This is a genomic window from Labilibaculum sp., assembly GCF_041595635.1.
Classification (GTDB): domain Bacteria; phylum Bacteroidota; class Bacteroidia; order Bacteroidales; family Marinifilaceae; genus Labilibaculum.
The window spans coordinates 44,616-70,640 of sequence record NZ_JBFHJW010000004.1; the positions used below are offsets into that span (position 1 = coordinate 44,616).

The window sequence follows — 26,025 nt, forward strand, 5'->3', positions numbered from 1 at the left end:
ATATCACTACACATGAAAAAAACAATTCTACTAATACTCTGCTCCCTATGGATTCAAAGTATTATTGCTCAAGAAAAAAAACTGTCTCCCTTCTTTAAGGTAGGAACTTCTAAAACAGAAATCTCACTTCTCCAATCCGAAATCAAACAAACACTTGAACAACACAAATTTAGCGTAGTTGGAGAATATCATCCAGAAGCCAACCCTAATCTTTACGTAATCTGTTTTACACGAAACGATCTTAAAACAGTATGCCTAAAATCGAAAGATCGAGGGGCACTTGCCAGCGTTCTTAAAATTGGTTTGGTAAAAAAGAGTGAAAATATCGAAATAAGTATGCTGAATCCAGACTATGTGTTCTGCGCTTACCTTGATAATTATGAAACCGACAAACATATTCTTTTGAAAATTAGTGCTGAAGTAAAACAATCTTTGAGTAGCATTGGCACCGAATTCACACCTTTCGGAGGAGAATTAAAAGAAAGTGCTTTAAAAAAGTACCACTACAAAATGATGATGCCCTACTTCAGCGATCCCATTGAATTAAATAAATTTGAATCTTTCGAAGAAGGATTAACTCTTATCCGTGAAAATTTGCACCAAGAAAAAGGACATACCAAATTAATCTATGAACAAGTATTTAAAGATGAAAAAGTAGCTATTTTCGGAATTGGATTGCATAATCCTGAAGAGGGCGAAAAACATTTTCTGCCTATCATTGGGGAAGACCATATTGCAGCCATGCCATACGAAATTATCCTAACAGGGATCAAGGCAAGTATGCTTCATGGGAAATATCGCTTTGCATTATACTGGCCAGAGCTCACCATGGGTACCTTCATGAAAATAATGAGTACCCCGGGAAATGTTGAAGATTTCATGCAAGAATTAACGCAATAAATTCTTCGGTCTACCATCAAGCCTGTTCATTTACGACAGGCTTTTTTTATTGAAATTACTGCCAATTTTTAATATCTTTCACTTCACAAATAATATCGAATCAATACACGCATCATTATGAATAAAAAATTAGTAGTCATTCTAATCGGCCTGTTCTTTGCATCTTGTGCAGAAATTCAACCGTTTATCGATCAATATTCCACCTCCCAATCTCAAGAAATAAGTAGTTCGGAAGTTGCAACAGGCTTAAAAGAAGCATTAAAAATTGGTAGCGAAAACGCATCAAATATTCTATCCATCACAAATGGTTTCTATAAAGACGAATTGGTAAAGATTCTTCTTCCACCAGAAGCACAAAGCATCTCCAATAATATAAAATTAATCCCTGGCGGGGAAGATTTGGTTGATAAAGTTGTATTACGACTTAACCGAGCCGCCGAAGATGCCGTAAGCGAAGCAGGCCCAATATTTACTACGGCTATTACAGAAATGACAATTGCAGATGCTTTTAGTATCCTAAAAGGGGAAGATAATGCTGCAACACTTTACCTTCAAGATAAAACTTACACCAAATTACAGGAACTATTTATGCCAAAAGTAAAAGCTTCTCTGAATAAAAAATTGGTTGCGAATCTATCTACCAACGAGTCTTGGAATATATTAACCGAAAACTATAACACAGTAGCTAACAGTTTTGCAGGGAAAATAGCCAATTTAGAAAGTGTCGACACACAGCTAGACCAATATGTAACCGACAAAGCACTTTCAGCTTTATTCCTTAAAGTTGCTGACGAAGAAAAACAAATTAGAAAAGACCCTTTAAAGAGAGTAAATGATATTTTAAAAAGAGTATTTGGCGAATTAGATGAGTAATAAAAGGAATGTAAAGGTATTTAGCACTTTTTATTTTACAAACAACTCACAAAAGCTATTTTCCTACATTCTTAACTACCTGTATCTTACTAATTATTCATCTAAAAAAAGGAGCTAAATCAATAATTATTTTCAACAAATTAAAACTATATCATCCGAAGTTAGGATAGCGTAAAAGTTTTATATAGATTTGCATCGTTTTAAAGTCTTAAAGGAGATTTATTCTTTACTTTTAATTTCAATATCATTCGTTACTATTCATTCCGTTTGGAATAAAAATAATAGGTTTGTTACTGTTAATTACTAAAAACTAGAGTCTTTAAACACTTAATTTATTATTTTTTAAAAACATTACAATGGAAGGAACAGTAAAATTCTTTAACGAATCTAAAGGTTTTGGATTCATTAAGCCAGACGATTCAAGTGAAGACATCTTCGTACATTCAACAGGTCTTATTGACGAAATTCGTGAAAACGATAAAGTTGAGTACGATTCTGAACGTGGAAAAAAAGGTATGAATGCGGTTAACGTAAGAGTTATCGACTAATTCGTATTACTTTTATACAAAATAAGAAACCATCCTACCGGATGGTTTTTTTTTGTTTATTCTGCTAAGCTCTTAGAAGTTATAAAAACCAACTCTCCAACTTTTGCATATCCATATCCTACTTTTTTGATCTCTATCCCTAACTTCTGCTCTACCATACAAATTGAATCAAAATACTATACCCACACTAATACATTCACAAACAGCTAGTTATAAATAACCTGAAACATTCTATGTTTTTTTAGGTTTGAAAAAATGTTTTTTTTATATTTGCTTTGTTCTAGAGTCTTATTAGTTAATAATGTCAATATCATTCATTACGATTCATTCCATTATATGGAATAAAAATAATAGAACTGTTACTGGTAATTAAATAAGAAGTAAGACTTTATACAACATTTTATTATTTTTAAAAAACATTACAATGGAAGGAACAGTAAAATTCTTTAACGAATCTAAAGGTTTTGGATTCATTAAACCAGCAGATTCAAGTGAAGACATCTTCGTACACTCATCAGGTCTTATTGACGAAATTCGTGAAAACGATAGAGTTGAGTACGATATGGAAAAAGGAAGAAAAGGTATGAATGCAGTAAATGTAAGAGTAATTGACTAGTTCATATTACTTTCATACAAAATAAAAAAACCACCCAAAAGGGTGGTTTTTTTATTTAATAAATATTGTAAGATTGCAGAAAAGCAATTTATTTTTTCAATAATTTAACATTGATCGCATTCATTCCTTTAGGTCCACGTTCAGTTTCAAAAGTAACTTTATCATTTTCACTTACAGAATCCACAAGACCATTAATATGAACAAAAACACTTTCTTTGGTTTCAAGATCTTTAATAAATCCATAACCTTTACTAGTGTTGAAAAAAGATACAATTCCCTCACGTAAAGGCTGTTCAAAACTACCATCGTCGCTATTTCGAGCACCAAGAATGATATCTTCTTCTTTTATTTCCTTTTTCTTTTTATTTGGATCTGGAGGAGTATCACTCAAATTACCAAACTCATCTGTGTAGGCGAGCATTTCTTCGAAAGTACGACCAGGATTGGCTTTACGTTCTTCTTTACGTGCTTCTTTTTCTTTTCTTTTCTGGAGTTTTTGTTTCTCTTTCTCTTTTTTGTTGTAAGTTTCTTTTGGTCTTGCCATAATTTTTTTTGATTCGAAATTCATTTTAATCCTTAAAAACCAGATTAAATCGCATTTAAAAATAATCAGTCCTTAAAGTTTTCGCAATGTACGGAAATATTCTTAACAAACCGCTAATTATTTGTCCCTAGAGGTATAATATTCGTCTGAATATGACAAATTTAAGTTATCATTCCAATTATCCATTTTTTGTAATCGAAATAATTTTATTCCAATCGAAAAACAGATCTATGGATTTTCCTTCGGAAAATCATATGCCATCTGACTCTTTTGATGTATTTGGCACAAAAAATACACATAAAGTTAACTAATAAAAATCCAGGAAAAAAGCGATTTCAATATTCTTCAGAGACGAATATCAAAATGAACACAGTTTTCAAACATCATTTCTATTAAAAAACCGCTAATTGTTTTATTAATTTTTGCAAAGTCCATAAAAGCAGTTTTAACAAAATAATTACGCGAAATTTATATTCAGTATTTTGCTAAATTACAAACTCTTTCAAGTCAGATACAAGAATTTCTTCAACCTCGGCAAACTTCTCTTTTGGTGTTTTAGTAAATAACATTCCAAAAATAGAGTATATTTTATAATCTATCTTTCTTAGCTCTAGAGGATTTACAAACTTTTGAAGCAGACTCTCATAATTGAATCCTTTTATTTCTTTCGATGGAATATTCGTTGAATTATCTAAAATAATTAAGCTATAAATTTCATCATCCATATCATTCAAAAGCTGATTCCAATCGGGCTTACTATTATTTAAAAAACTATGGTATGGATTCAACTTTGTAGCTAAATAAGTTAAATCAGCAGTTGTGCACCAACCACCAAATCTCATGGGATTTACTTCAATAGGGGTTAGCTTCCCATCCTCATCAACACGAACTTCAATATGAACAGGGAAATTTTTCAACTCGACTTGCTGTCCTAATTCTTTAACAAACTGCGTAAATTGTGCTAGGTACTCTTTAATTAATTCCTTTGAAGTATAATAAACCCGATCACTAACATCCTTTTCAGAAGAAAAAAGGTGCTTCAATATTCCTAACACAACTGCATCACCATTTTCATCAAAATAAGCATCAAAAGCAAATTCTTCACCAGTAATTACTTCTTCAATTAAAAAAGACGATGTATTAACTACTTCGATAGGAAACAAAGCTTTAGCATCAATAAATTCGTCTACAATTAACTGTTTCACTCTTGCCCAATCCTCTTCACTTACAACTTTATGCACTCCCAAACTTAAAAATCCTACTGCTGGTTTAATAATAAAGGGCATTGGTAATTCAGTTAATTGAATTTTATCCAAATCCTGCAACAGCACTTCCTTGTAAAAGAAATCGGGGTACATCCCGTGGATCAATTTTCGGAATTCAATTTTATTTTTAAATAGGTTAATGTACTGTGAAAGTTTCGTAAAACTCAAGTGATTTACAACCCAATTAATCGAATTCTCTGAATTAGCATAAATACGGCTATTGGAATTATCTCGAAAATATTGCACTATTTTCTCAGGACAAATTAATGAAAGCTCTCCTTTTTCGGTCACATTTCCCGTATCCAATACTGGAAAATTATATTTTACAATTGTCTTTTTTAGAAAATTCGAAACGTAAGGTTTATCCAATAAAATCATGCAATAGTAGGGTTCGTAGGTTAAAAAACATCGAACAAAGCTACAAAATAAGTTTGTGTAAATCCACTTTTCTAAAAGAAGCACATAGAGTAAATACAATAAGGCAACTCACTTACTAAATTCTTAAAGCTTAAAGTGTGGTCACTTTAATTCAAATTCTTACCTTTAAGCTTTTAAATCAGTAAAAAATGAGTCTGTGAAAAACAAAATACTTATTTCCTATTCCATTCCAAAAGAAGGACTTACAGAATTAGAGAAAGAATTCAATATCATTTATCCAGAGAAAGAAGTTTTCACCGATGACGAACTTATTGCCCTTATTCCCGATTGCATTGGCTTACTCTCTATTTTTAATAGAGAAGTTTCTGAAGAATTGATAAAAGCGGGAAAAAACCTAAAAATCATTAGCAATTACGGTGTTGGATTTAACAACATAGATCTAAAAGCAGCAACAAAACAAGGAATAATTGTTTGCAATACACCTGAATCTGTTTGCGAACCAACTGCAGAGTTGTGTCTAGCACTTCTTTTATCACTTTCCCGGCAAATTTGCACTTGCAATACTGGTTTAAAAACCGATCCTAATTTTGAATGGGGAGTAATGAAAAACCTAGGAAATAGTTTGCGAGGGAAAACGCTAGGAATTATTGGAATGGGAAAAATTGGCAAATCGGTAGCTGAAAAGGCCATGGTATTTGGAATGAAAATAGCTTATCACAACAGAAAAGCCATAATCGAGGCCAAATGGGAAAATGCTATTTTTATGGATATAGAATCACTACTGAAACAAGCAGACGTAATTTCTTTGCACTGTCCTTTAACTAGCGAAACTCATCATTTATTGGCTGAAAAAGAATTCGTAAAGATGAAAAAAACAGCCTTTCTAATTAACACCTCTCGAGGTGCGGTTGTGCACGAAGAAGATTTAGCTCTCGCTCTCGAAAAAGGTGAAATTGCAGGAGCAGCACTAGATGTTTTCGAAAATGAACCTCATATTCATCCAAAATTACTGAAACAAGAAAAAGCCCTTGTTGTTCCTCATATAGGCACAGCAAGCGTAGAAAGCCGAATTGAAATGGGACTTGAAGCCAGTGCAAATATCATTCAATATTTAAAAAATGGAATCAAAAAAAATAAGGTGAACTAGGTTCTTAGCGTATCTAAATACAACTCTATTCATCAATAAAAAAACTAAAACAGCACATGCTCTTAGCCATAGACATAGGAAATTCAAATGTAGTTTGCGGTTTATCCAGCAATAATCATTGGGCAGAACAATTTAGAATTCATACAGTTGCCAACAAAACATCTGATGAATACGAAGTAATTTATCGAACCCTACTATCAAGCAGAAATATTGATTTGAAAAAAATTGATAGAGTTGTACTAAGCAGTGTGGTTCCCTCCTTGATTTTCCCTATTCGAGAAATGATTCGCAAGCTATTCAAGCAGGAACCTTTAATTTTGGGACCTGAATTGTATCCACGTTTACAAATAGGAATCCGCAATCATTATGAAATTGGCACCGATTTAGTAGCCAACGCCGTTGCTGCGCACAACAAATATTCAGGCAATTGTATTATTGTTGATTTTGGCACAGCTCTTACTTTTACTGCGGTAAAAGAAAATGGTGATTTATTAGGGGTGAGCATTGCTCCTGGCCTAAAAACTGCAGTAGGATCGCTTTCGCAAAAAACAGCACAACTACCAAACATAGAACTTTCGGTTCCCCCTTCCTGTGTTGGTCAAAACACCGTTCATGCAATCCAAGCTGGTATTGTTCTCGGTTACAAAGGTCTAGTTGAATCTCTTTTAACGGGAATAAAAAAAGAAATGGAAGGCAAAACTACTGTGGTTATTACAGGTGGTTTAGCAAATGTAATGCTTCCCATTCTCGACTGCGAGAATTATCACGAACCCATGCTAACTCTTGATGGCTTGAAAATTATTGGGAATCAATTTCACAAGTAAAAACTTCAAAATATGCCCATAGAAATAGAACGAAAATATCTGGTTAAACAAAATTTGCTACCTCTTCCCAAACAAGGAAAGAAGCTGATTCAAGGCTATATTTGGAGTGATCCGAATAAGAGTTTACGAATAAGGATTGCAGACAAAAAGGCTTTATTAACCATTAAAGCTGGAAATAATCCTTTGCAAAGAGCTGAATTCGAATACGAGATTCCATTAAATGATGCACAGGAACTCTTAGCTCTTTGTGATTCTAAAATTGAGAAAACTAGATTTCTGATTCCTCAAAATCATCTATTTTGGGAACTTGATGTATTCGAAGGGGACAATGAAGGACTAATAATTGCTGAAATAGAACTAAATTCGGCTGATGAACATTTTAAACTTCCCGAATGGATTGATCGGGAAGTGACTACAGAAAGTAAATATTTAAACGTCGAATTAATTAAACATCCTTTCTCTAAATGGTAAGGTTAAGGGGAGTGCTATAAATTCATGATCCATTTTCTCCTGCTTAATCATTGACTTATATATTTGCTCCTGAATTTTAGTTCGCACATTCATTTCAATCAGTTTAGTATTCGATTCATCGGGGCAAATTCGATTGGAGAGAAAAATATAAACCAAATCATATTCAGGATCAATCCAGATCATCGTACCCGTAAATCCAGTGTGCCCATAACTTGATTGTGAAGCCTGTTCGCAAGTTGGGCCTCCTTTTTCATCCTCATCGAAAAAGGGCTTATCGAATCCTATTCCCCGTCTATTTTCAGAATTCGGGAAAGCACGAGAAGTAAATTTGTTCATGGTTTCTGCACTAATATAGGTTTCGCCGCCATAAGTTCCTTTCTGAAGATACATTTGGGCTAATTTTGCCAAATCGCCTGCATTACCAAACATTCCTGCATGTCCTGCCACTCCGCCTAACATAGCTGCCGTAGGATCGTGCACATAAGCTTTGATCCACTGCTTACGAAAGAACTTATCTTTCTGTGTAGGCACAATTCTATCCCCGCGAAAGCGCTTCAACGGCTCATAACCCAAACTTGAAGCACCCAGCATTGTAAAGAAATGCCTCCGCACATAATTGTCCAAAGTCTCGCCCGTAACTTCCTTAATCATATCTCCCATCATAATAAAACCCAGATCACTGTACTTGTATCCATTAGATTCGCGAAATTTACTCGCCAAGATCTGATTCATAATTGTATCATGATATCCCTTTTGAATAAATAAATTATTAGCAACTTGAACAGGATAATTTTCAGAAAATTGCTTGGAAAAAATTCCATTCTTAAATTTATAATTTCGAGCAAGATACAAACCTTCGGCCACTTTAAGACTATTTTGCTTCGAGTAAGTTCGCGTGAATAGTTTACCATTAAAACTGGAAGAATCAACTGCTTCCCAATGAAATGGTTTCCAACTCAACAACCTGGCTTCGTGAGCTAAAATTTTTCTTAAAACCAAGCTATCCTTACTGGTTCCTTTGGCTTTGGAGTAATACTCCCCTAAGCTATGGTCCACATTAATCCATCCTTCATCGCTTAGTTGCATGAGTACCGGTAATGTGGCCGTAATTTTTGTTAAAGAAGCCAAATCGTAAATATCAGGATTTCGAAGCTCCACTTTCTTTTGATAAGTATGATATCCATAGGACTTATTAAAAACTACCTTCCCTTTTCGAGCAACCAAAACTTGACAACCAGGAGTTGCTTTTTTACGAATTGCATCCATAACTATGGAATCGATAACATTTAACTTAAGCGTACTTAGACTAACCTGTTCGGGCAAAGAAAATCCCAATCGGTTGTGATTTGTCATAATACCTGTTCCGGCCAAAAAACGGTTATTAATACTTACTGGCAATCGTCCCTGAGCAGCTAAACCTCCAAAAATTATTTGAGCGGAAGCCATTTGCGATTCAATATTATCCTCGTACGAAATGAGTATGCTTTGCAAATTATCGGTTTGTTCGTATAGATCCAAAGCATAGGGATTGGCAAAAAGATCAAAAATCACCTTCTTCCGTTTCGATAATTCAGTTAAAAATTCAATGGTTTGATTGGTAACTCCATACTTTTCGGCCACCCGTGCATCGTTATCATGCTTACTGACAATAATTAAATTGTATCCCTCAAGTTTTTGTAATAATTGAAAATAACTTTCGATAGAAGCATCTTTTTCGATCTGATAAGAATCAATATCCGTATATCGGCTAAGGTATTCCTGGTATCTGTTGCGTATGGGCACTCCCATAGCTACCGATGCAATCTTTAAAGTATCTAACCTTTTTAGCGGCAGTAAATTCTTCTCATTTTTGATTAAAGTAATTGCCTTTTCTGTCAATTTTCGTCTCAATAAAAACCCTTCCTGAGTATTCAATCCCGACCAAAGCTCATGAGTATCAATTGGTTTGTACTGATTTAAATTGAGCCAATATTTTGCTTTTAATATTTTCAGACACTTTTCGTTGATATCGTCCCAGGAAAGAGAGCCACTTTTTATAGCCAGTTTAATTTCATTCACGGCCAATTCAATATCCTCGGTAAAAAGCAGAACATCGTTTCCTGCCTCCAACGCTTTAGCATCCATCACTCCTTTGTCGTAAAATTCACGTACTCCATCCATATTAAAGGCATCGGTAAAAACAAGGCCTTTAAACCCCATTTCACCCTTTAATAGTTCAGTAACAATAGGTTTAGAAAGACTAGCCACTTTTTGAACAGAATCGAGAATCGGCACATTTAAATGGGAAACCATAACACCTCCCAATCCGTTATTTATTAAAAAACGGAATGGAAACAATTCGATCGAATCCAAACGTTCGATGGAATGATTCACCAAAGGAAGATCAAAATGAGAGTCCACATCAGTATCTCCATATCCAGGGAAATGCTTGCCTACAGCAATAAGGCCGGCTTTTTGCATTCCCGAAGCTAGAGCATAAGATTTATTGGTTACATTATAGCGATCCTCCCCAAAAGAACGACCATTAATTGCTGGGTTGAGCTGATGGCTATTGATATCTAGAACAGGAGAAAAATTTACATGAACTCCTAATCGTCTGCATTCCTTTCCGATTTGTTTTCCCAACTGAAAAATTAACTCATCATCTTGCACTGCACCAAGAGTAATTTGCCTTGGATAACTAATGGTTTGCACCAATCTGGATCCTAATCCTATTTCAGCATCCATCCCAATCCAAAGAGGAACTTTAGCCAAAGTTTGGTACTCATTAGTTAATTGGGCTTGCATTGCCGGTTCTCCCTGAAAAAAAACAATTCCTCCAATTTGGTATTTTTCAATCAAGTTGGCCATCCGCTCCGACTCCTCTTTTTCTTTATTTGAATAAGCAGCCAACATGAACAATTGAGCAATCTTGTCGTCATCACTTAGTGTAGAAAAAATGGAATCGGCCCAAGAATTAGGTTCTAAAAATCCTGAAACCAACCTATCTTTCGCCAAATAAACACTTTGCGATGATACAATAATCGAACTCAGAAGAAAAACAAGAAGAATAAATAGCTTCCTGAATATATATATATAGGTCATGAAAATCTTTCTTAGGCAACAATTGGTACTTTCAAACAAAATTATAAATCCCTCTACAATTATTAGACCCTTTACTCATTTAATATGACCAATTGCTAAATTATTTTGGAAAGACATAAATTAGAAAAACAAAAGAGGGGTAAAACCCCTCTTTTAATTACTTACAACTAAAAACCATATTATTAACTCGAATAGAACTGTAACTAATCCAGTACAATATGCAAAGTAAAGGTGTTTTCAACCTTTAGAAACAAATTTATTACAGAGAAGACAATAAAACAAGTGTCAAATCTGCCAACTTTCATAAAATGAGCATCAAATGCTTATTTTGCCCAAATATCCAACAAATCACGAAAAGCTATTGATATTTATTTCTCTCTCTGTTTTTTTTGCTTTTCTTCTCTTCTCTCTGCAGATTTGTTACTACAGCTATAATTTCGTGTGAAGCAATCTCAATTTCTGATTTTGTGTTAAATCGACCTAAGGAAAAACGAATGGTTCCCATTGCATATTCCAAAGGAACTTTCATAGCTTCAAGAGTGGGAGAAACACAAATGGAATCGGTATGGCACGCAGCACCCGCCGATGCAGCCACATTTTTTAAGAGTCGCAAAAACTCGCTGGCTTGAAAATTTTTAAACGATGCACTTAAAGTATTTGGCAAACAATACTCCGGATTGCCATTAAATTGAACATCTGAAATTTTGGATAAATTTTTTCGTAGAAGCTGAACAAGTCCCTTCTCATGCTTCATACATTCTGCTTCCTTCTCTTTGGCCAATTCTGCTGCTTTTCCCAAACCAACAATTTCGAGCACATTTTCGGTTCCTGCCCGCAAATTATTTTCATGATCGGCACCATGAATCAGTTTCTGCAAGCTGATTCCCTCTCTAATATAAAGAGCTCCAATACCTTTGGGGCCATAAAATTTATGCCCCGCCAAACTCAACAAATCAACACCTAATTCCTGAACATTTACGGGAACCTTTCCAACTGCCTGAGCACAATCGGAATGAAAAGCTATACTATTCATTCGAGCCAAATTCGAAATTTCAGTAATAGGCTGTAAAGTTCCAACCTCGTTATTGGCATACATGATGGAAATTAAAATGGTATCTGGACGAATTGCATTTTTCACATCAGACAATAGCACTCTTCCTGTTGAATCAACTGGAAGGTAGGTCAAGTCAAAACCTTTTGTTTCCAAAAATTTACAAACTTCAATAATTGCAGGATGCTCAATAGAAGAAGTAATAATATGCTTTCCTTTATCCTGATTGGCAAAAGCATAGCCTTTTAGTGCATAATTATTTGATTCACTACCACCACTGGTAAAAATCACTTCACTGGGTTTACAATGAAGTAAATCAGCCAGCTGTTTTCGAGCATTCTCGATGGCATTTTTCGTTTGTCGTCCATAAAAATGCGAACTAGATGGATTGCCAAAAAATCCATTTAAGTAAGGCATCATCGCCTCTGCCACTTCGGGAGCGATGGGTGTGGTCGCATTGTAATCGAGATATATTGGTTTCATACTTCGTAAATTTTTCTTATTCGTTGTCAATCACTCGAAATTCTGTGCGTCGATTCAAAGCTCGATGTTCTTCCGAGATATTATCTGTTACTGGTTGCGAGGCACCGTACCCTTTAAATGTCAATCGCTCTGCATTGATTCCTTTCATTATCAGGAAATTGCAAACCTCTTTTGCCCGATTGGCAGACAAAAGCCGATTATGATCTTCGCTCCCAGTATTGTCGGTATGACCAGCAATCTCAATTCTCAATTTTGGCTGAGCAATCAGCAAATCGAAAAGACGATTCAATTCCATTTTTGATTTATCTAAAATTTCCCAGGAATCAATTTCAAAAAAAACATTTCGGAGAACAATTTCTCTACCTTTCTCAATTCGATTCAAATAAATATTAAAAGTTTGAGGTTTTGATTTTTCCTGATCATTGAGCATTGCAAAGTGATCAGAATAGAAAAGATAATTGGGAGCTGATACCGAAAATAAATATTCCTTTCCGGCCGGCAAACAAACCAAATAACTTCCATCTTTCCGATCCGATGAAATATGAGCGATGGTATCCATAGCCTGCAAATCAATCAAAAGTAAAGATGCAGTTACCGGTTTTTTCGACTTAGCATCGAGCACATTTCCTTTTAGCCAAGATACAGACTTAGGCTGTATGGCTATCGGCATATCAAAACTAAAGATATCCTTGCCTTTGCCTTGCAAGCGATCTGAAGAAAAAAAGGCCTTACTACCTTTCGCATTAATAATTAAACCCATTTCGTCGCTGTAGGTATTAATTGGATATCCTAAATTTTCAGGCTCAGACCAATTGCCATCTGATTGGCGTTCTGTTTTAAACAAATCGTAAGCGCCCATACCGGTTAATCCGTCGGACGAAAACACTAAATACTGATTTCCTGCATGAATAAAAGGAGACATTTCGTTGTTCGCCGAATTGATCATCAAGTTAGTAGGTTGAGTCCACCTTTGTCTTCCATCGGAGAGTATTTCAAGTAAACTTGAATGCCAAATATCCATATTTCCTTTCCCAGATTTTCGATTACTAACAAAATACAATTCGCGACCATCGGCAGAAATGCTTGGCTGAGCCTCCCAAGCTTTTGTATTGATTGGCCGGCCAACATTAATGGGTTCAGACCAAATATCGCCCTCCCGAACCGTATAGTAAATATCGCAACGCCCATAACTATCAGATCGATCGCAAGCTGTAAAATACATGTATTTACCATCGGCAGTAATACTTTGAGCTCCCTCATTGTTTTCCGTATTTATAATTGCTGATAAAGGTCTTGCCGGCATCCACAAAGAATCATTCCGATGAGAAACATAAAAATCTTCTTGCCGTTTCAGGATCACTTCTGTTCCCTGCTGTTTTTCAGAGATCAAGCGAGTAAAAACCAATAAACTTTCATCAGCAGTCAAACTCGGCCAATATTCGTCAAAGGATGAATTTACACTTTTTCCTAAGTTTACAGGTTTAAAATCGACGGGATTAGCCATTGCTTGAATAGCAAACTGGCAATTTTTTATTCTTTTTAGAGCTAAATTCTTATTTCTGCCTGATATTTTCGGAAGCTCGAGGAAGTCTTCATATTTTTGCAAGGCTTTTTCGTAGGCACCTATACTAAGGTAAGCATTTGCCAAATTAAAATGCACATTAGCAAAATAGTTCACATCAATAGCAATTGCTTTCTGATAAGCTTCAATTTCGAGTTTTTTGTTTCCCATTTGGTGCAAAACATCAGCCTTAAACAACCAAGCTTCAATAAACTCAGGACTTTGCTTCAGGGCCTCTTCCAAATAACTCAAAGCTTTTGGGTTATCCATATAACGATAAGCTTCGGCAGCTAGCTCGTAATTTTTAATGGCTCGTTTCGACTTGATAGTATACTTTTTTTGTGCCGAAGAAGGAAACCCAATCAGCAAACAAAATAATAGGATAAATATAGATCGACACATTAGAATGATATTATTCAATTCGTAAAATAATAAATCACCACCATTTTAACGATGACAAATTTCTGAATACACACAAGTTCTACAAATATCTTTATTTTCCACCTGAGAAAAAGGAATATTCTCATCGAATATCTCCTCTAACAATGCTTTTAGGCTAAGCAGAAATTCTTCCTTAAAAAGTTTGTAGTTGTTAACATGAACAGCTTTACCACGACCTGCTTTTTGAGTCAAAACACAATCGAAACCATCGTTAAAGAACTCATTTAAGCTATATATTCCGGGAGATATTGACAATTCCGGATTGAAATTTTCATCGTAAAAAAGGCAATAAAGTAAGGTTTGAAAAGCAGCTTTATTCTTGTTTTTCCCCTCTTTTTCGAACAAAGAAGCAATGTCTTTAAATATTAAATTGGCTTTCCCCGTTTTGTAATCTAAGATACGAATGGTATTATCCAAACGATCTACTCGGTCTATCAGACCACTGATGTTTACTTTTCGGTCAGATTTTTCACCTATGCTCACCTGAATTTTATATTTTCCCTCCAACGAAACAATTTCAAAAGGTGCAAATTTCTGATCGAGAATCAATACTCGGTCAATGAACTTTTTCAAAATATCGAAAACAAGCAGATTTCTGCCACCAATCTCCATTTTCTGATGTTCCTGAAGCTTAAAATAAATAGATCGGAAAGCATCCTTCAAAACCTGATCGAGCAAACTCTTATTTTTGCGTAAAACCTCCAAATCCTCTTTTTGAACCGTTTTTCCCTGAAAAGGTTTGTAAAGTTCCTCCAAAACCGAATGAAACAAATTCCCAAAAGTTGGAGGATCAATCTCCTCTAAAATCACATCTGGTTCTTTAAGTCCAGCTAAATATTTAAAGTAAAAACTCAAACTACAATTCATGTAAGTATTTAATGCCGATGGCGAGAAACTTTTGAACTGATTGCCACAATACTCATTTAAGCGAGTTTTTATGCGCTCGCTTTTATCCACGACGATAGGTTTGGCTTCCCGCAGGGAAATATTATAGGATGGACTGGTTTCAACAATTTTAAAATTGGATTCATATTTTAGTTGATACATAAAACGACTCATTTCTCCAGTTCGCATTCCATCACTTTGCGTGCTGTACAATAATTTGAGATTTTCAACCCGCTGAATTAAACGGTAAAAATAGTAAGCAAAAATAGCATCCTGATGATCGATAGTTGGCATACCAAAGCCCTTTCGTAAATGGTAAGGGACAAAAGAATTGGCAGCACCTGTTTTTGGTAGTTTTCCCTCATTCATCGAAAGCACTACAATTTTTTTAAAATCGAGCAGTCGAGTTTCTAAAATTCCCATTACCTGCAGGCCTGCCAAGGGTTCTCCTTCAAATGGGATACTCAAACTTTGGATCATTTTATCCAAGATCTTATAAAAAGTATCCTGCTTCAACTCTATTTTATGCTGATTTAGCAATGCATTCAGACGTTTTATGGCCAAAAACAAATGATAAATGTATTCCTGTTCAATTTTATCTACCAAACTTTTCTGTTCTTCCGAACCATCTAATTTTTGATAAATCCCCTGCAGCAAATCAAGCAGGTAAATTGAAAACTGCCCCACAGTAAAAACTGGAGAAAAAAGCTTCTCCAAAACAGGATCACCAACAATAATGCTTTGTGGAACCTGAATTCTATTTGTCTTTAGAATATCCTGAGTAATTGCGTGAGCCAATTCCGTATTCACCGAATTCAAGTATTGATGATTCAAAAGAGCCAGCACTTGTTTGTGATGAAAAAAAACCGTTCCTGCTTGTTTTTTAGCACTTTTCTGAAGATCGATCACCAAACGCAACAAACTGGCTACAGGGGTGTTTTTAGCAGGATACCCCATGGTCACATTCACATTTTCTGCAATGATAGGAATGGAATGCAATACCGGAAGAAGTAACTCCTCATCGGCCAAAACAATGGCTGTTTCCTCAAGGGCATCCTCCGAATTTTTGCAAAATTCTTCAACTACCGAGTGTGCATATTTTGCTTGCCCAACTTCCGAAGACAAAGAAACAAATTCAACCTTCGTATGATTACTTTTTATGTTATCGAAGCAGATATCGGTTTTTGGAGATGGAAATCGCCTGATGTTCTCACGCAAGAACAATCCGGCCTCGTGGTAAGGATTCCTGAGGTAAGATTCATCATAATCCCAGTAAAAATCCGCTATATTTTGTCGTTTAAGCTCACTAAACAAATTCTCTTCACATCGGTTCAGCGCATTAAAACCAATAAATATGATTCTTTTCTCCCTAATTTCCAGCTGTCCCAATTCAAGCTGCTCCACCAATTTTCGTGCAGCCATTCCCTCATAAGCTAAACCTTCAGCTTCCAACTCATTTCTAAAATCGGAATAAATTGTATAAAGCTTCCCCCAAAGATTCACAAATTCTTTTTGATGATCTGAATATTTATCAATCCGAAATGTACTCCAAAACGATTGAATAGCCAATATCTGCTCATCGGTCAAATAATCAAATAAATTATCAATCTCTTTTTCCTCCGCTAAATTTTGGAACAAATGCTTTGCATTCACCCTGTACTTATCCAAATCATCGAAATCACCCAATAGCATTTCACCCCAATGATAGAATTCATCAAAACTCTCTGCAACATCCATTTTCTGAATGTAGATTTTATACAAACGAAACAACAAACCCAAATTATCCTCTATTTGCAATTTCGAATAGCCTGTAAAAAATTCATTTATCGTTAAAATCTTTGGAGCCCAAAGAGGTTTTTCGATCAATTCATTTAAATATTTTGAAAAAAACAGTCCTGCCCTACGATTGGGAAAAACCAACAAACAATTCGATAAATTATTTGCATATTTCTGATAAAGTTCTTGGGTTAACTGACGAAGAAATGAATTCATAGTAGAGTTAAAAATTACTATTTGTGGATAGAATGATAGGAGTAAACCATATTTATATTCGGAGAACCTGACATCCCATTAGGATTTAAACCTGGGTTTCCTTCAGGAATTTCAACACCTAATTTTTGATAATATTCTATCCAAAACGGAAGAAAATCACCTGTTATTGTATTTTTAAAAGTCATAGGTTGTAATTCAAAAACACATAGTGAATCTTCTTTTGTTTTAAAAATTTCATAAATCAACTCAGAACAGTAGTAGGAAGAATCACCCATCACATAGGCATCATCATAAGTTTTTCCAATCAGCTTTTTACCTTTCTCGAGTGCTTCAGGAATTAAAGGGATAAATTCTGGTTTTAATCGCCCCACTTCCACTTTAGCCTGATGATTTACCGTGGTGCTCCGTTTAAAAAAAGAATCAAGAAGAGTGTAACAAACCCCTTTCGATATCGCCTCCAAAACCACAGTATCACCTTTTGAATTTACATCCACAATTCCCACGTGCGAAAAACTTAAATGATCTTTCCCACCAGTGACTTCTTCAATAGCGTCAGAAATGGAATCTGAATCGAGATCCTGAAAAAGAAGATCGCCACGCTCTAATGAAAAACAATTGTTTTTTTGTAAATCATGACATGCCAACAATTGACAGATAATTGCAAATAGAAGTAAAATCCGAAAAAAATTCATTAGTAATATTTTAGGTGTTTCTCAATGCAAAACTAAAGTAATTCGAACAGCTTTCAAATAAAAGAATTGTCATGTGTTTTTTTTGTAAATGTTAAACTAATAGTGATATAGAAAATTTCTATATCACTATTTGAAAAAAAAATAACCTTTTAATCGAATTTCATCTCCTCTTAAGGTTTAAAAATTAATACATTTGTTAATAATTTCAATAATCTGACCAAGTACAACGAAAAACCATATGGATAAATTTAGCTTTTTAGGTAATAGCGAAATTGAATACATCGATGAACTTTACCGTTCATACAAAAATGATCCTGAATCAGTTGAAGAAAGTTGGAAACAATTTTTTCAAGGTTTTGATTTTGCTTCAGCCAAGTTTCCTGTCAAAGAAAATACCGCTGACAATAACATTCCCGTTTCAGATTCGATGAGTAAAGAATTCAACGTGATGAATTTAATTCAGGCCTATCGACAGAGGGGCCATCTTTTCACAAAAACCAATCCGGTTCGAACACGAAGAAAGTATTTTCCAACTCTCGACATCGAAAATTTTAACCTGACTGAATCTGATTTAGAAAGCATATTTCATGCAGGTACAGAAATCGGATTGGGAGCTGTAAAATTAAAAGATATTGTTTCCCACTTACAAGAAACTTATTGCAAATCCATTGGTGCAGAATATGTTTTTGTCCGTCATCCACAGATGCTTAAATGGTTGCAAAAAAAAATGGAGGAAACAAAAAACACTCCTAACTTTACCAAAGAACAACGCAAACACATCTACTACCACTTAAAACTTGCTGTTGGCTTTGAAAATTACATTCACAAAAAATTTGTGGGTCAAAAACGATTTTCATTGGAAGGCACAGAAACTTTAATTCCAGCCTTAAATGCAATGATTGAACGTGGTTCAGAATTAGGTGTGGAAGAATTCATTTTTGGAATGGCACACCGAGGACGATTAAACGTTCTTGCTAACATTTTGGAAAAACCATACGCCAATATCTTTAAAGAATTTGTTGGTGAGGAATTTGAGGAAGACATTGCTCTGGGAGATGTAAAATATCATCTCGGTTATGGAAGTACCGTTACTACCGATAACGGTCACAAAGTAAAACTAAATCTTACGCCAAATCCATCACATCTTGAAACTGTAGGAGCCGTTGTTCAGGGAATCTCCAGATCAAAAATCGACAACGACTACGCTGGAGATCAAGACAAATTGGTACCGGTAGTAATCCACGGAGACGCTGCCATTGCCGCACAGGGAATTGTTTATGAAACGATTCAAATGTCCCAATTAACCGGATACAAAACAGGAGGTACTATTCATCTGGTAATTAACAATCAAATTGGATTTACGACTAACTACCTGGATGCCCGTTCGAGCACCTATTGCACCGACGTAGCCAAGGTAACACGATCTCCTGTGTTTCATGTAAATGGTGACGATGTGGAAGCATTTATTTTCACCATTAAATTGGCAATGGAATACCGACAAGAATTTAATACTGATGTATTTATTGATATTCTTTCGTATCGAAAACACGGGCATAACGAAGGAGATGAACCCCGTTTTACCCAGCCAATTTTGTACAAAAAAATTGCAACGCACAAAAATCCAAGAGACATTTATGCAGATTACCTCACAAAAAAGGAAATCTACTCCAAGGAAGAGATCAAAACAATTAATGCCGATTACAATAAACTTTTAGATGCTGATTTTGAAAAATCAAAAAGTATCGACAAGGTAAGAATCCAACCTTTTATGGAGGATTACTACCAAAATATTCGCTACTCTACTGATAAAGATTTTGAGAAATCAATACAAACAGGTGTCTCTAAAAAACAATTGCTAGAACTTGCCGAGAATATAACCAATTTGCCTGAAGACAAAACCTTCTTCAAAAAAATTGGAAAATTAATGGCCGATCGAAAAAAAATGGTCAAGAACGATAAGCTCGATTGGGCTATGGGGGAACTACTAGCCTATTCAAGTCTTCTTGCAGAAGGAAATGCGGTTCGCATCAGTGGACAAGATTCTGAGAGAGGAACATTCTCTCATCGTCATGCTGCTTTGGTTATTGAAAATTCGGACGAAAAATATTTTCCTCTCAAAAATATTAGTGCAAACCAAGCACCATTTCACATCTACAATTCGCATTTAAGTGAATATGGAGTACTGGCTTTTGAATATGGATATGCCTTGGCAATTCCCTCGGGACTCACCATTTGGGAAGCTCAATTTGGCGATTTCCATAATGTTGCACAAGCTGTTATAGACCAATATATAAGTGCAGCCGAAGATAAATGGGGAATTAAAAATGGTTTGGTTATGTATTTACCTCATGGATACGAAGGCCAGGGAGCAGAACATTCAAGCGCACGAATGGAGAGATTCCTAAACCTTTGCGCCAACAATAACATGCAACTTACCAACCCAACAACTCCTGCTAACCTGTTCCACATGTTACGTAGACAAGTGAAACGTGATATACGGGTTCCGCTAATTTGTTTTACCCCCAAAAGTCTGCTTCGTCACCCAAATTGCGTATCAAGTATAAATGACATGACTCACGGTCAATTTCAGGAAGTAATTGATGACAATAATGTAATTGCAAAAGAAGTTCGCAGACTGGTATTTTGTTCGGGTAAGATTTATTACGATCTACTGGCCAAAAAAAATGAGCTATTTGCTCAAGATATCGCCTTAGTTCGTTTAGAACAGCTTTACCCTTTCCCCGAAAAACAAATCGATAAGATATTGAAACGTTATCCAAACGCTCTTCTTCACTTATGGGTTCAAGAAGAACCTGAAAACATGGGAGCATGGCAATATATCAACTATCAGTTCAGAAACAAAGATTTGGAAATTATTCCTGTTGCTCGTCAGGCAAGTGGAAGTCCAGCAACTGGTCTTTCCAAAATTCATGTATTAGGACAAAATGAAATCATCAGAAAAGTATTCCGAAAATGCATTTGCGAAAGAAAATTAAAGTACTGCGGATTACAATGTGTTAAAGGTAGTTCACGCGAAGAGGTTCTTCGCCAGCACGAATACTTCGAAGAAGAGAAAAGTAAGCTATTAATGTAAATATCAAGAGGTAAATGGTAAGAAAGTTTGCCAATCAATCTGATTCGCGAACTTTCATTACTAATAAAACAATAACACATTCAAGATGATCGAAATTAAAATACCCAGCCCCGGAGAATCCATCTCCGAAGTCGAGATAGCTAGTTGGTTCGTAGCCGATGGCGACATCGTTGAAAAAGATCAAGAAATAGCAGAAGTTGAATCGGATAAAGCAACACTAACACTGATTGCCGAAGAAGGTGGAAAAGTTCAGATTGCTGCTCAGGAAGGCGATACCGTTGCTGTAGGATCAGTAGCCTGCAGCATCGACACGAGTTTTGCCGGAAAAGCTCCTGCTTCTAAAGTTACACCAGCTGCTGCAAAGGAAGAAAAACCGGTTAAAGCAACTGAAAAAACAGCTGTAAAAGAGGCTCCTGCAAGCTCCGATAACTTTAAGGATGTGAAAATTTCTCCAGTTGCCAAAAATCTAATGACCGAAAATAACCTTTCGGTAGATGATGTGATTGCAGGTTTACAGCGTCTCTCTAAGAAAGATGTTCAGGCCGTAGTAGATCAGAAGAAAAGTGCTCCTGTACTTCCCACTCAAAGCAAAGAGATTTCGAGAGAAGTTAAGCGTGCAAAAATGAGTAATCTTCGGAAGAAGTTAGCAGCTCGTTTGGTTTCTGTGAAGAATGAAACAGCCATGCTTACAACTTTCAACGAAGTTGATATGACTGCCGTAATGGAATTACGCAAAAAATATCAAAAGAAATTTGTTGAAACACACGACATTAAACTGGGTTTTATGTCCTTCTTTACCAAAGCAGCTTCGGAGGCTTTAAAGCTTCATCCTTCGGTAAATTCAATGATAGATGGCAACGAAATTGTGACTCCTGAATATGCAGATATTGCCATTGCCGTGCAAACACCAAAAGGTTTGATGGTACCAGTAATTCGCAACACAGAAAGTCTTGGTTTGGCTGACATCGAAAAAAGCCTGATGAATTTAGCCAACAAAGCACGTACTGGTAAAATTAGTCTAGACGAAATGACTGGCGGAACTTTTACTATTACAAATGGAGGTGTATTTGGCTCACTTATGAGTACACCAATTATCAATCCTCCTCAATCGGGAATTCTAGGCATGCACAACATTGTACAACGACCTATTGCTGTGAATGGAAAAGTAGAAATTCGCCCTATGATGTACATCGCTCTTTCCTACGATCACCGAGTGATTGATGGAAAAGATTCGGTTGGCTTTTTGGTGAAAATTAAAGAAATGCTTGAGAACCCTCAGAAAATGCTATTCGGAGGCAAAGACCCTGATAGTTTACTTTTAGAAATCTAAAAGAACATATTAATAAGATGAAAGGCCAGAATTCAATTGAGATTCTGGCCTTTCTTTTTGTCAAACAATAAAATTTTAAACTCCTACTGAAAAACCAAATCTACCTCATCTTTAATCCATAAATTACCCATACATTCGCGGCGAATATAAGACCATCATACACAATGCGATTTAAGAAAGAATTAAGAAAACGCTATCCTTGATATACTAAATAAAGAATGTTATCCTAGCATTCATTATTTAGAAACCACGTGCTTCTTACTCTAATTCATTTCCATAAAATAAAGCCTCGCTAGAATAGAGTTGTATTTGCAATTCTGAATCTATTATCCGCGAGTACTTTTTAATCTGCACCTCAACAAAAAGCTTGGGAGTAAAAATCGTATTATCATGCCTCAATATAAAAAGAAGTCATTTCCACAGGAGAAGCTATTCTCTGCTCTATGGCTTCGCAACTATTCATTAATCATCATCGGATCATTATTGGTTGCTCTTGGTTACAACTTTTTCATTATGCCACACCAACTTGTTCCTGACGGGGTATTTGGCTTTAGTATCATTCTAAATCAGCTCATCCACTTTCCTGTAGGAACAATTGCTTTGTGTATCAATATTCCTCTACTTGCCTGGGGTATTAAAGTTCTGGGTGGTAAATTTGGTATCAAAACCATACTCTCCATGGTATTAGGATCAGTCTTTATCGATGGATTAACTTACTTTTTTGGCAACCCTATCATAACTCATGACCTATTGGTGTCATCCATGTTTGGTGGTGCAACCATAGGCTTAGGAATTGGACTTGTTGTATATGGTGGTGCTACAACAGGTGGAACTGATATTATAGCGCGTATTCTATCAAAATGGCTAAAAGTATCCTTGGGTCAAATGTTCATCCTTGTTGATGGTTTAGTGGTATTAACGTCAGTTCTTGTTTTTCAAGATATAGAATTAGCTCCCTACTGCATTATTGCCATACTAAGTATTTCAAAAACTATTGACGCTGTACTAATAGGAATAGACGCCAAAAGAGCAGCGCTAATTATTTCTGAAAAACATGAAGAAATTCGGGATCGGATACTTGAAATGGATCGTGGCGGAACCTACCTAAAAGGCGAAGGTTTATTTTATAAAACCCAGAAGAAAATTATATTTACCGCACTAAACAGAAAAGAACTTGGACTATTAGAAGGCTTTGTGAAAGAAATTGATGCTGAAGCCTTTATTGCAACACTAAATACCAACGATGTGTATGGGAATGGATTTAAACCTATTTAAAAAACGAACAACAAAGGCCTCAATCAACATATAACATTGCTATTGTAAAATATTTTTGAGTCAATCCGATTCGAATATTAAAAAAATTATATAACAATAACATACAACTCCTTCCGAGTCGAACTATTGCTATGTTTTATTTAACTATAAATATATAATCTCGATAAAATTAAAATAATTTAGATTTGACAATACTTTTATAATCGTCTTTTTACAATTTTATAACTAGAATTCATCCGATCTGATAAATGTAACTTTTTATTACATAAGATATGTTCGAGTGCTGTTGTGGTTTTCGTATAATGATAAAGAATATCATCTGATTCAAATTCACGTAATATATCCATAATATTTTTTACTTAGAGTTATAAATAAGATACAATCATAAATAAAATCTAAACAAAAGATATGGAGTTTAAGATCTCCACATTACCATTCTAGAATGATAAAAATCAACATCTTGAGACAACACAAATCAGTCAGAAGAAAACATGCAAAAAAAGACTAATATTGATAAATTCATTATCAACCTGTTTCCACTGCAATCCTGACCAAAGGGGAATCCCCCCAAAAAAATTAACAATTCAAAATAAATAATAAAACCGCAGGCTAATGCCAAGGCGTTACAAAAATCTGCCATGAAAAAAGGGACACGCTGTAACGTATCCCCAAAAATATAATGATGTAGTGGTTTTAAATTTTAGCGTTGACCAAAGCAACAATCTCACTTTCGAGAGCAGTAGCTCTATCAACGATCGCCTGTCCTTTAGCAATAATATCAGCCGACCAGGTTTTATCCTGCAAATCGGCAGCATTGATTTTCACATTCATGAAAGCACCCAAAACACCCGAACGAGCGGCCAATGCACCCACTCCAGCATCGGTAATAGAATTCGGATTTCCGATTTCGGCCATTGCCTTAGCCACATCCATGCATCCCAAACACAGCTCCATGGTTTGAAAAGGTACCAAAGTTGCAAATTTAGTTGCCTCTTCCATTGCCTCAGCACGAGCGGTTTTCTCTTCTTCCGTTTGTTTAGGCAGGCGAATGGCAGCCATAATTTTATTGAAAGCATTGGTATCCTCATCCACCAAATGAACTAGTTTACTATGATATTCCTTGCCTTTTTCGGCCCAATCGGAAAATTCTTCCCAACGATCGTCCCATCCTGGTTTGTGAGCCGAAAGATTGGCAACCATCGATCCCAAGGCGGCTCCCATGGCTCCCATATAAGCCGAAATAGATCCTCCTCCTGGCGCCATAGATTCCGAAGCTGTTTCTTCCACAAAAGCAGCCAAACTCATATCCACCAATTTCTTTGCTCCTTTTTTTGCCTCGTTCTCTAAAATGTACTCAATAATTTTTTTGTCTGCATCAAAAGGATATAACTCGTCTAATCCGAGCGATTTAACGGCTATTTTAATAATTTCTCGATCGGCAATACCTGTAGAACGACCTTGCTTGCGTAGGTAATGCTTACCGGCATCCAACATCGCTTGCAAAGGCACAACACCAACCAGTTCCGATCCAGTTACCCGGATTCCACGAGCCTGAGCTTTGGCGCAAACCTCATCGAATGCTTTGTGAATAGAAGTTACCGTAATATCAGTCAAATTCATGGAGATTTGAGCCACGCCAAACTCTTCAATAAACCAACCAATAGCTTTAGTTGCTTTTAATGTTCCTGGCTGCATTACCGGCTTGCCATTTTCATCTTTTATAATTTTTCCTGTTATAGGATTTCCCTCCCGCTTGGTACGACCACGTTCACGTACATCGAATGCGATGGCATTGGCACGACGAGTAGAGGTAGTATTTAAATTGAAATTGTAGGCAATCAGGAAATTACGCGCCCCTACTGCAGTCACCCCACTTTTAGCAACAGCATCAGTAAACTCGGAAGGGCCAAAATCAGGTTTCCATTGTTCGCTTGAAATACGATCTTTCACTGCCTCGTATTCGCCAGCCCTGCAAACAGCCAAATTTTTACGTTCCGGAGTACGAGCTGCAAACTCGTAGCAATAAACGGGTACTCCAGCTTCTTCACCAATGCGCTGAGCCAATTTATGTGCGTAGGCCACAGTCTCCTCCATTGTAATATTTGCAACCGGTACTAAGGGACAAACATCGGTAGCTCCAAAACGCGGATGTGCACCCGAATGTTTACTCATATCAATTAACTCAGCAGCCTTTTTAACCGCACGAAATGCAGCCTCGCAGATCTCATTAGGCGTTCCTACCATGGTAACCACGGTTCGATTGGTTGCTTTTCCCGGATCAACATCGATTAAACTTACACCTTCAACTGATTCGATTTCTTTTGTAATCTGATTGATAATATTCATGTCGTTCCCCTCAGAAAAATTAGGAACGCATTCGATTAGCTGTTTCATTGTAGTGTGATTGTTTTTTAAGTATTTATGTTTTTTCTATTGTAAGCCTGCAGTCCTCAGTCCTTCCGACATCTCCCCCGAAAAGTGTAGAACTTTAACGTTACATTAGATCTTTTCATTATTTCATCTATTCTAACCCTTCAAGAATAATATCACCATCCAAAAAGGTGAATCATT

The 26,025-nt window shown here is 35.9% G+C and carries 18 protein-coding genes; 10 read left to right on the forward strand and 8 right to left on the reverse strand.

What is annotated here, in order from left to right:
- The first annotated feature begins 12 nt into the window (after positions 1–12).
- From ABYT26_RS02190 to ABYT26_RS02205, 4 genes are all read left to right on the forward strand, one after another.
- Positions 13–900: a hypothetical protein gene (locus tag ABYT26_RS02190; protein WP_372751248.1), complete on the forward strand. Its 888-nt coding sequence runs from the start codon at positions 13–15 to the stop codon at positions 898–900.
- 117 nt (positions 901–1,017) lie between these two features.
- A complete protein-coding gene (locus ABYT26_RS02195; protein ID WP_372751249.1) occupies positions 1,018–1,773 on the forward strand; it encodes a DUF4197 domain-containing protein in 756 nt (251 codons plus the stop codon).
- Positions 1,774–2,129: 356 nt separating this feature from the next.
- Positions 2,130–2,321, forward strand: coding sequence for a cold-shock protein (locus ABYT26_RS02200; protein ID WP_101260022.1), 192 nt, complete (start codon positions 2,130–2,132; stop codon positions 2,319–2,321).
- A gap of 424 nt (positions 2,322–2,745) precedes the next feature.
- Positions 2,746–2,937, forward strand: coding sequence for a cold-shock protein (locus ABYT26_RS02205; protein ID WP_372751250.1), 192 nt, complete (start codon positions 2,746–2,748; stop codon positions 2,935–2,937).
- Positions 2,938–3,025: 88 nt separating this feature from the next.
- Here ABYT26_RS02205 and ABYT26_RS02210 read toward each other — a convergent pair whose 3' ends face one another.
- Both ABYT26_RS02210 and ABYT26_RS02215 read right to left on the reverse strand, forming a co-directional pair.
- Positions 3,026–3,481, reverse strand: coding sequence for a cold-shock protein (locus ABYT26_RS02210; RefSeq protein WP_372751251.1), 456 nt, complete (start codon positions 3,479–3,481; stop codon positions 3,026–3,028).
- Between the two features lie 485 nt (positions 3,482–3,966).
- The gene (locus ABYT26_RS02215) at positions 3,967–5,124 is read right to left on the reverse strand and encodes an ATP-grasp domain-containing protein (protein WP_372751252.1); all 1,158 of its coding nucleotides are present in this window, start codon (positions 5,122–5,124) and stop codon (positions 3,967–3,969) included.
- Positions 5,125–5,320: 196 nt separating this feature from the next.
- Between ABYT26_RS02215 and ABYT26_RS02220 the strand changes: the two genes are divergently transcribed.
- From ABYT26_RS02220 to ABYT26_RS02230, 3 genes are read left to right on the forward strand one after another with little or no spacing between them, the layout of a single operon-like run.
- The gene (locus ABYT26_RS02220) at positions 5,321–6,271 is read left to right on the forward strand and encodes an NAD(P)-dependent oxidoreductase (protein WP_372751253.1); all 951 of its coding nucleotides are present in this window, start codon (positions 5,321–5,323) and stop codon (positions 6,269–6,271) included.
- Positions 6,272–6,327: 56 nt separating this feature from the next.
- The gene (locus tag ABYT26_RS02225) at positions 6,328–7,095 is read left to right on the forward strand and encodes a type III pantothenate kinase (protein ID WP_372751254.1); all 768 of its coding nucleotides are present in this window, start codon (positions 6,328–6,330) and stop codon (positions 7,093–7,095) included.
- Between the two features lie 12 nt (positions 7,096–7,107).
- Positions 7,108–7,566 (forward strand): CYTH domain-containing protein, encoded by a 459-nt coding sequence (locus ABYT26_RS02230; RefSeq protein ID WP_372751255.1) that lies wholly within the window; start codon positions 7,108–7,110, stop codon positions 7,564–7,566.
- Here the strand turns inward: ABYT26_RS02230 and ABYT26_RS02235 are convergent.
- The 5 genes from ABYT26_RS02235 to ABYT26_RS02255 all read right to left on the reverse strand — a co-directional run bounded on the left by ABYT26_RS02235 (position 7,537) and on the right by ABYT26_RS02255 (position 17,755).
- Positions 7,537–10,650: a glycoside hydrolase family 3 N-terminal domain-containing protein gene (locus ABYT26_RS02235; RefSeq protein WP_372751256.1), complete on the reverse strand. Its 3,114-nt coding sequence runs from the start codon at positions 10,648–10,650 to the stop codon at positions 7,537–7,539. The two genes, ABYT26_RS02230 and ABYT26_RS02235, sit on opposite strands and share 30 nt — an antisense overlap.
- Before the next feature lie 358 nt (positions 10,651–11,008).
- Complete coding sequence (locus tag ABYT26_RS02240; RefSeq protein ID WP_372751257.1) at positions 11,009–12,184, reverse strand: cysteine desulfurase family protein; 1,176 nt, start codon at positions 12,182–12,184, stop codon at positions 11,009–11,011.
- 16 nt (positions 12,185–12,200) lie between these two features.
- Complete coding sequence (locus tag ABYT26_RS02245; RefSeq protein ID WP_372751258.1) at positions 12,201–14,147, reverse strand: OmpA family protein; 1,947 nt, start codon at positions 14,145–14,147, stop codon at positions 12,201–12,203.
- Between the two features lie 45 nt (positions 14,148–14,192).
- Entirely contained in the window at positions 14,193–17,063 is a 2,871-nt protein-coding gene (locus ABYT26_RS02250; protein WP_372751259.1) for a PD-(D/E)XK nuclease family protein, read from the reverse strand.
- Positions 17,064–17,080: 17 nt separating this feature from the next.
- Positions 17,081–17,755 carry a YiiX/YebB-like N1pC/P60 family cysteine hydrolase gene (locus ABYT26_RS02255; protein ID WP_372751260.1) on the reverse strand — a complete coding sequence of 225 codons (675 nt, stop codon included), beginning with the start codon at positions 17,753–17,755 and terminating at the stop codon, positions 17,081–17,083.
- Between the two features lie 238 nt (positions 17,756–17,993).
- On the opposite strand from ABYT26_RS02255, the gene ABYT26_RS02260 reads away from it, so the two are divergent.
- The 3 genes from ABYT26_RS02260 to ABYT26_RS02270 all read left to right on the forward strand — a co-directional run bounded on the left by ABYT26_RS02260 (position 17,994) and on the right by ABYT26_RS02270 (position 23,454).
- Positions 17,994–20,849, forward strand: a complete 2,856-nt coding sequence (locus ABYT26_RS02260) for a 2-oxoglutarate dehydrogenase E1 component (RefSeq protein WP_372751261.1) — start codon at positions 17,994–17,996, stop codon at positions 20,847–20,849.
- A gap of 85 nt (positions 20,850–20,934) precedes the next feature.
- Positions 20,935–22,179, forward strand: coding sequence for a 2-oxoglutarate dehydrogenase complex dihydrolipoyllysine-residue succinyltransferase (gene odhB, locus ABYT26_RS02265; RefSeq protein ID WP_372751262.1), 1,245 nt, complete (start codon positions 20,935–20,937; stop codon positions 22,177–22,179).
- A 390-nt stretch (positions 22,180–22,569) separates the two neighbouring features.
- The gene (locus ABYT26_RS02270; protein WP_372751263.1) at positions 22,570–23,454 is read left to right on the forward strand and encodes a YitT family protein; all 885 of its coding nucleotides are present in this window, start codon (positions 22,570–22,572) and stop codon (positions 23,452–23,454) included.
- A gap of 693 nt (positions 23,455–24,147) precedes the next feature.
- On the opposite strand, the gene ftcD is transcribed toward ABYT26_RS02270, so the two are convergent.
- Positions 24,148–25,848, reverse strand: a complete 1,701-nt coding sequence (ftcD, locus tag ABYT26_RS02275) for a glutamate formimidoyltransferase (RefSeq protein ID WP_372751264.1) — start codon at positions 25,846–25,848, stop codon at positions 24,148–24,150.
- Positions 25,849–26,025: the final 177 nt, after the last annotated feature.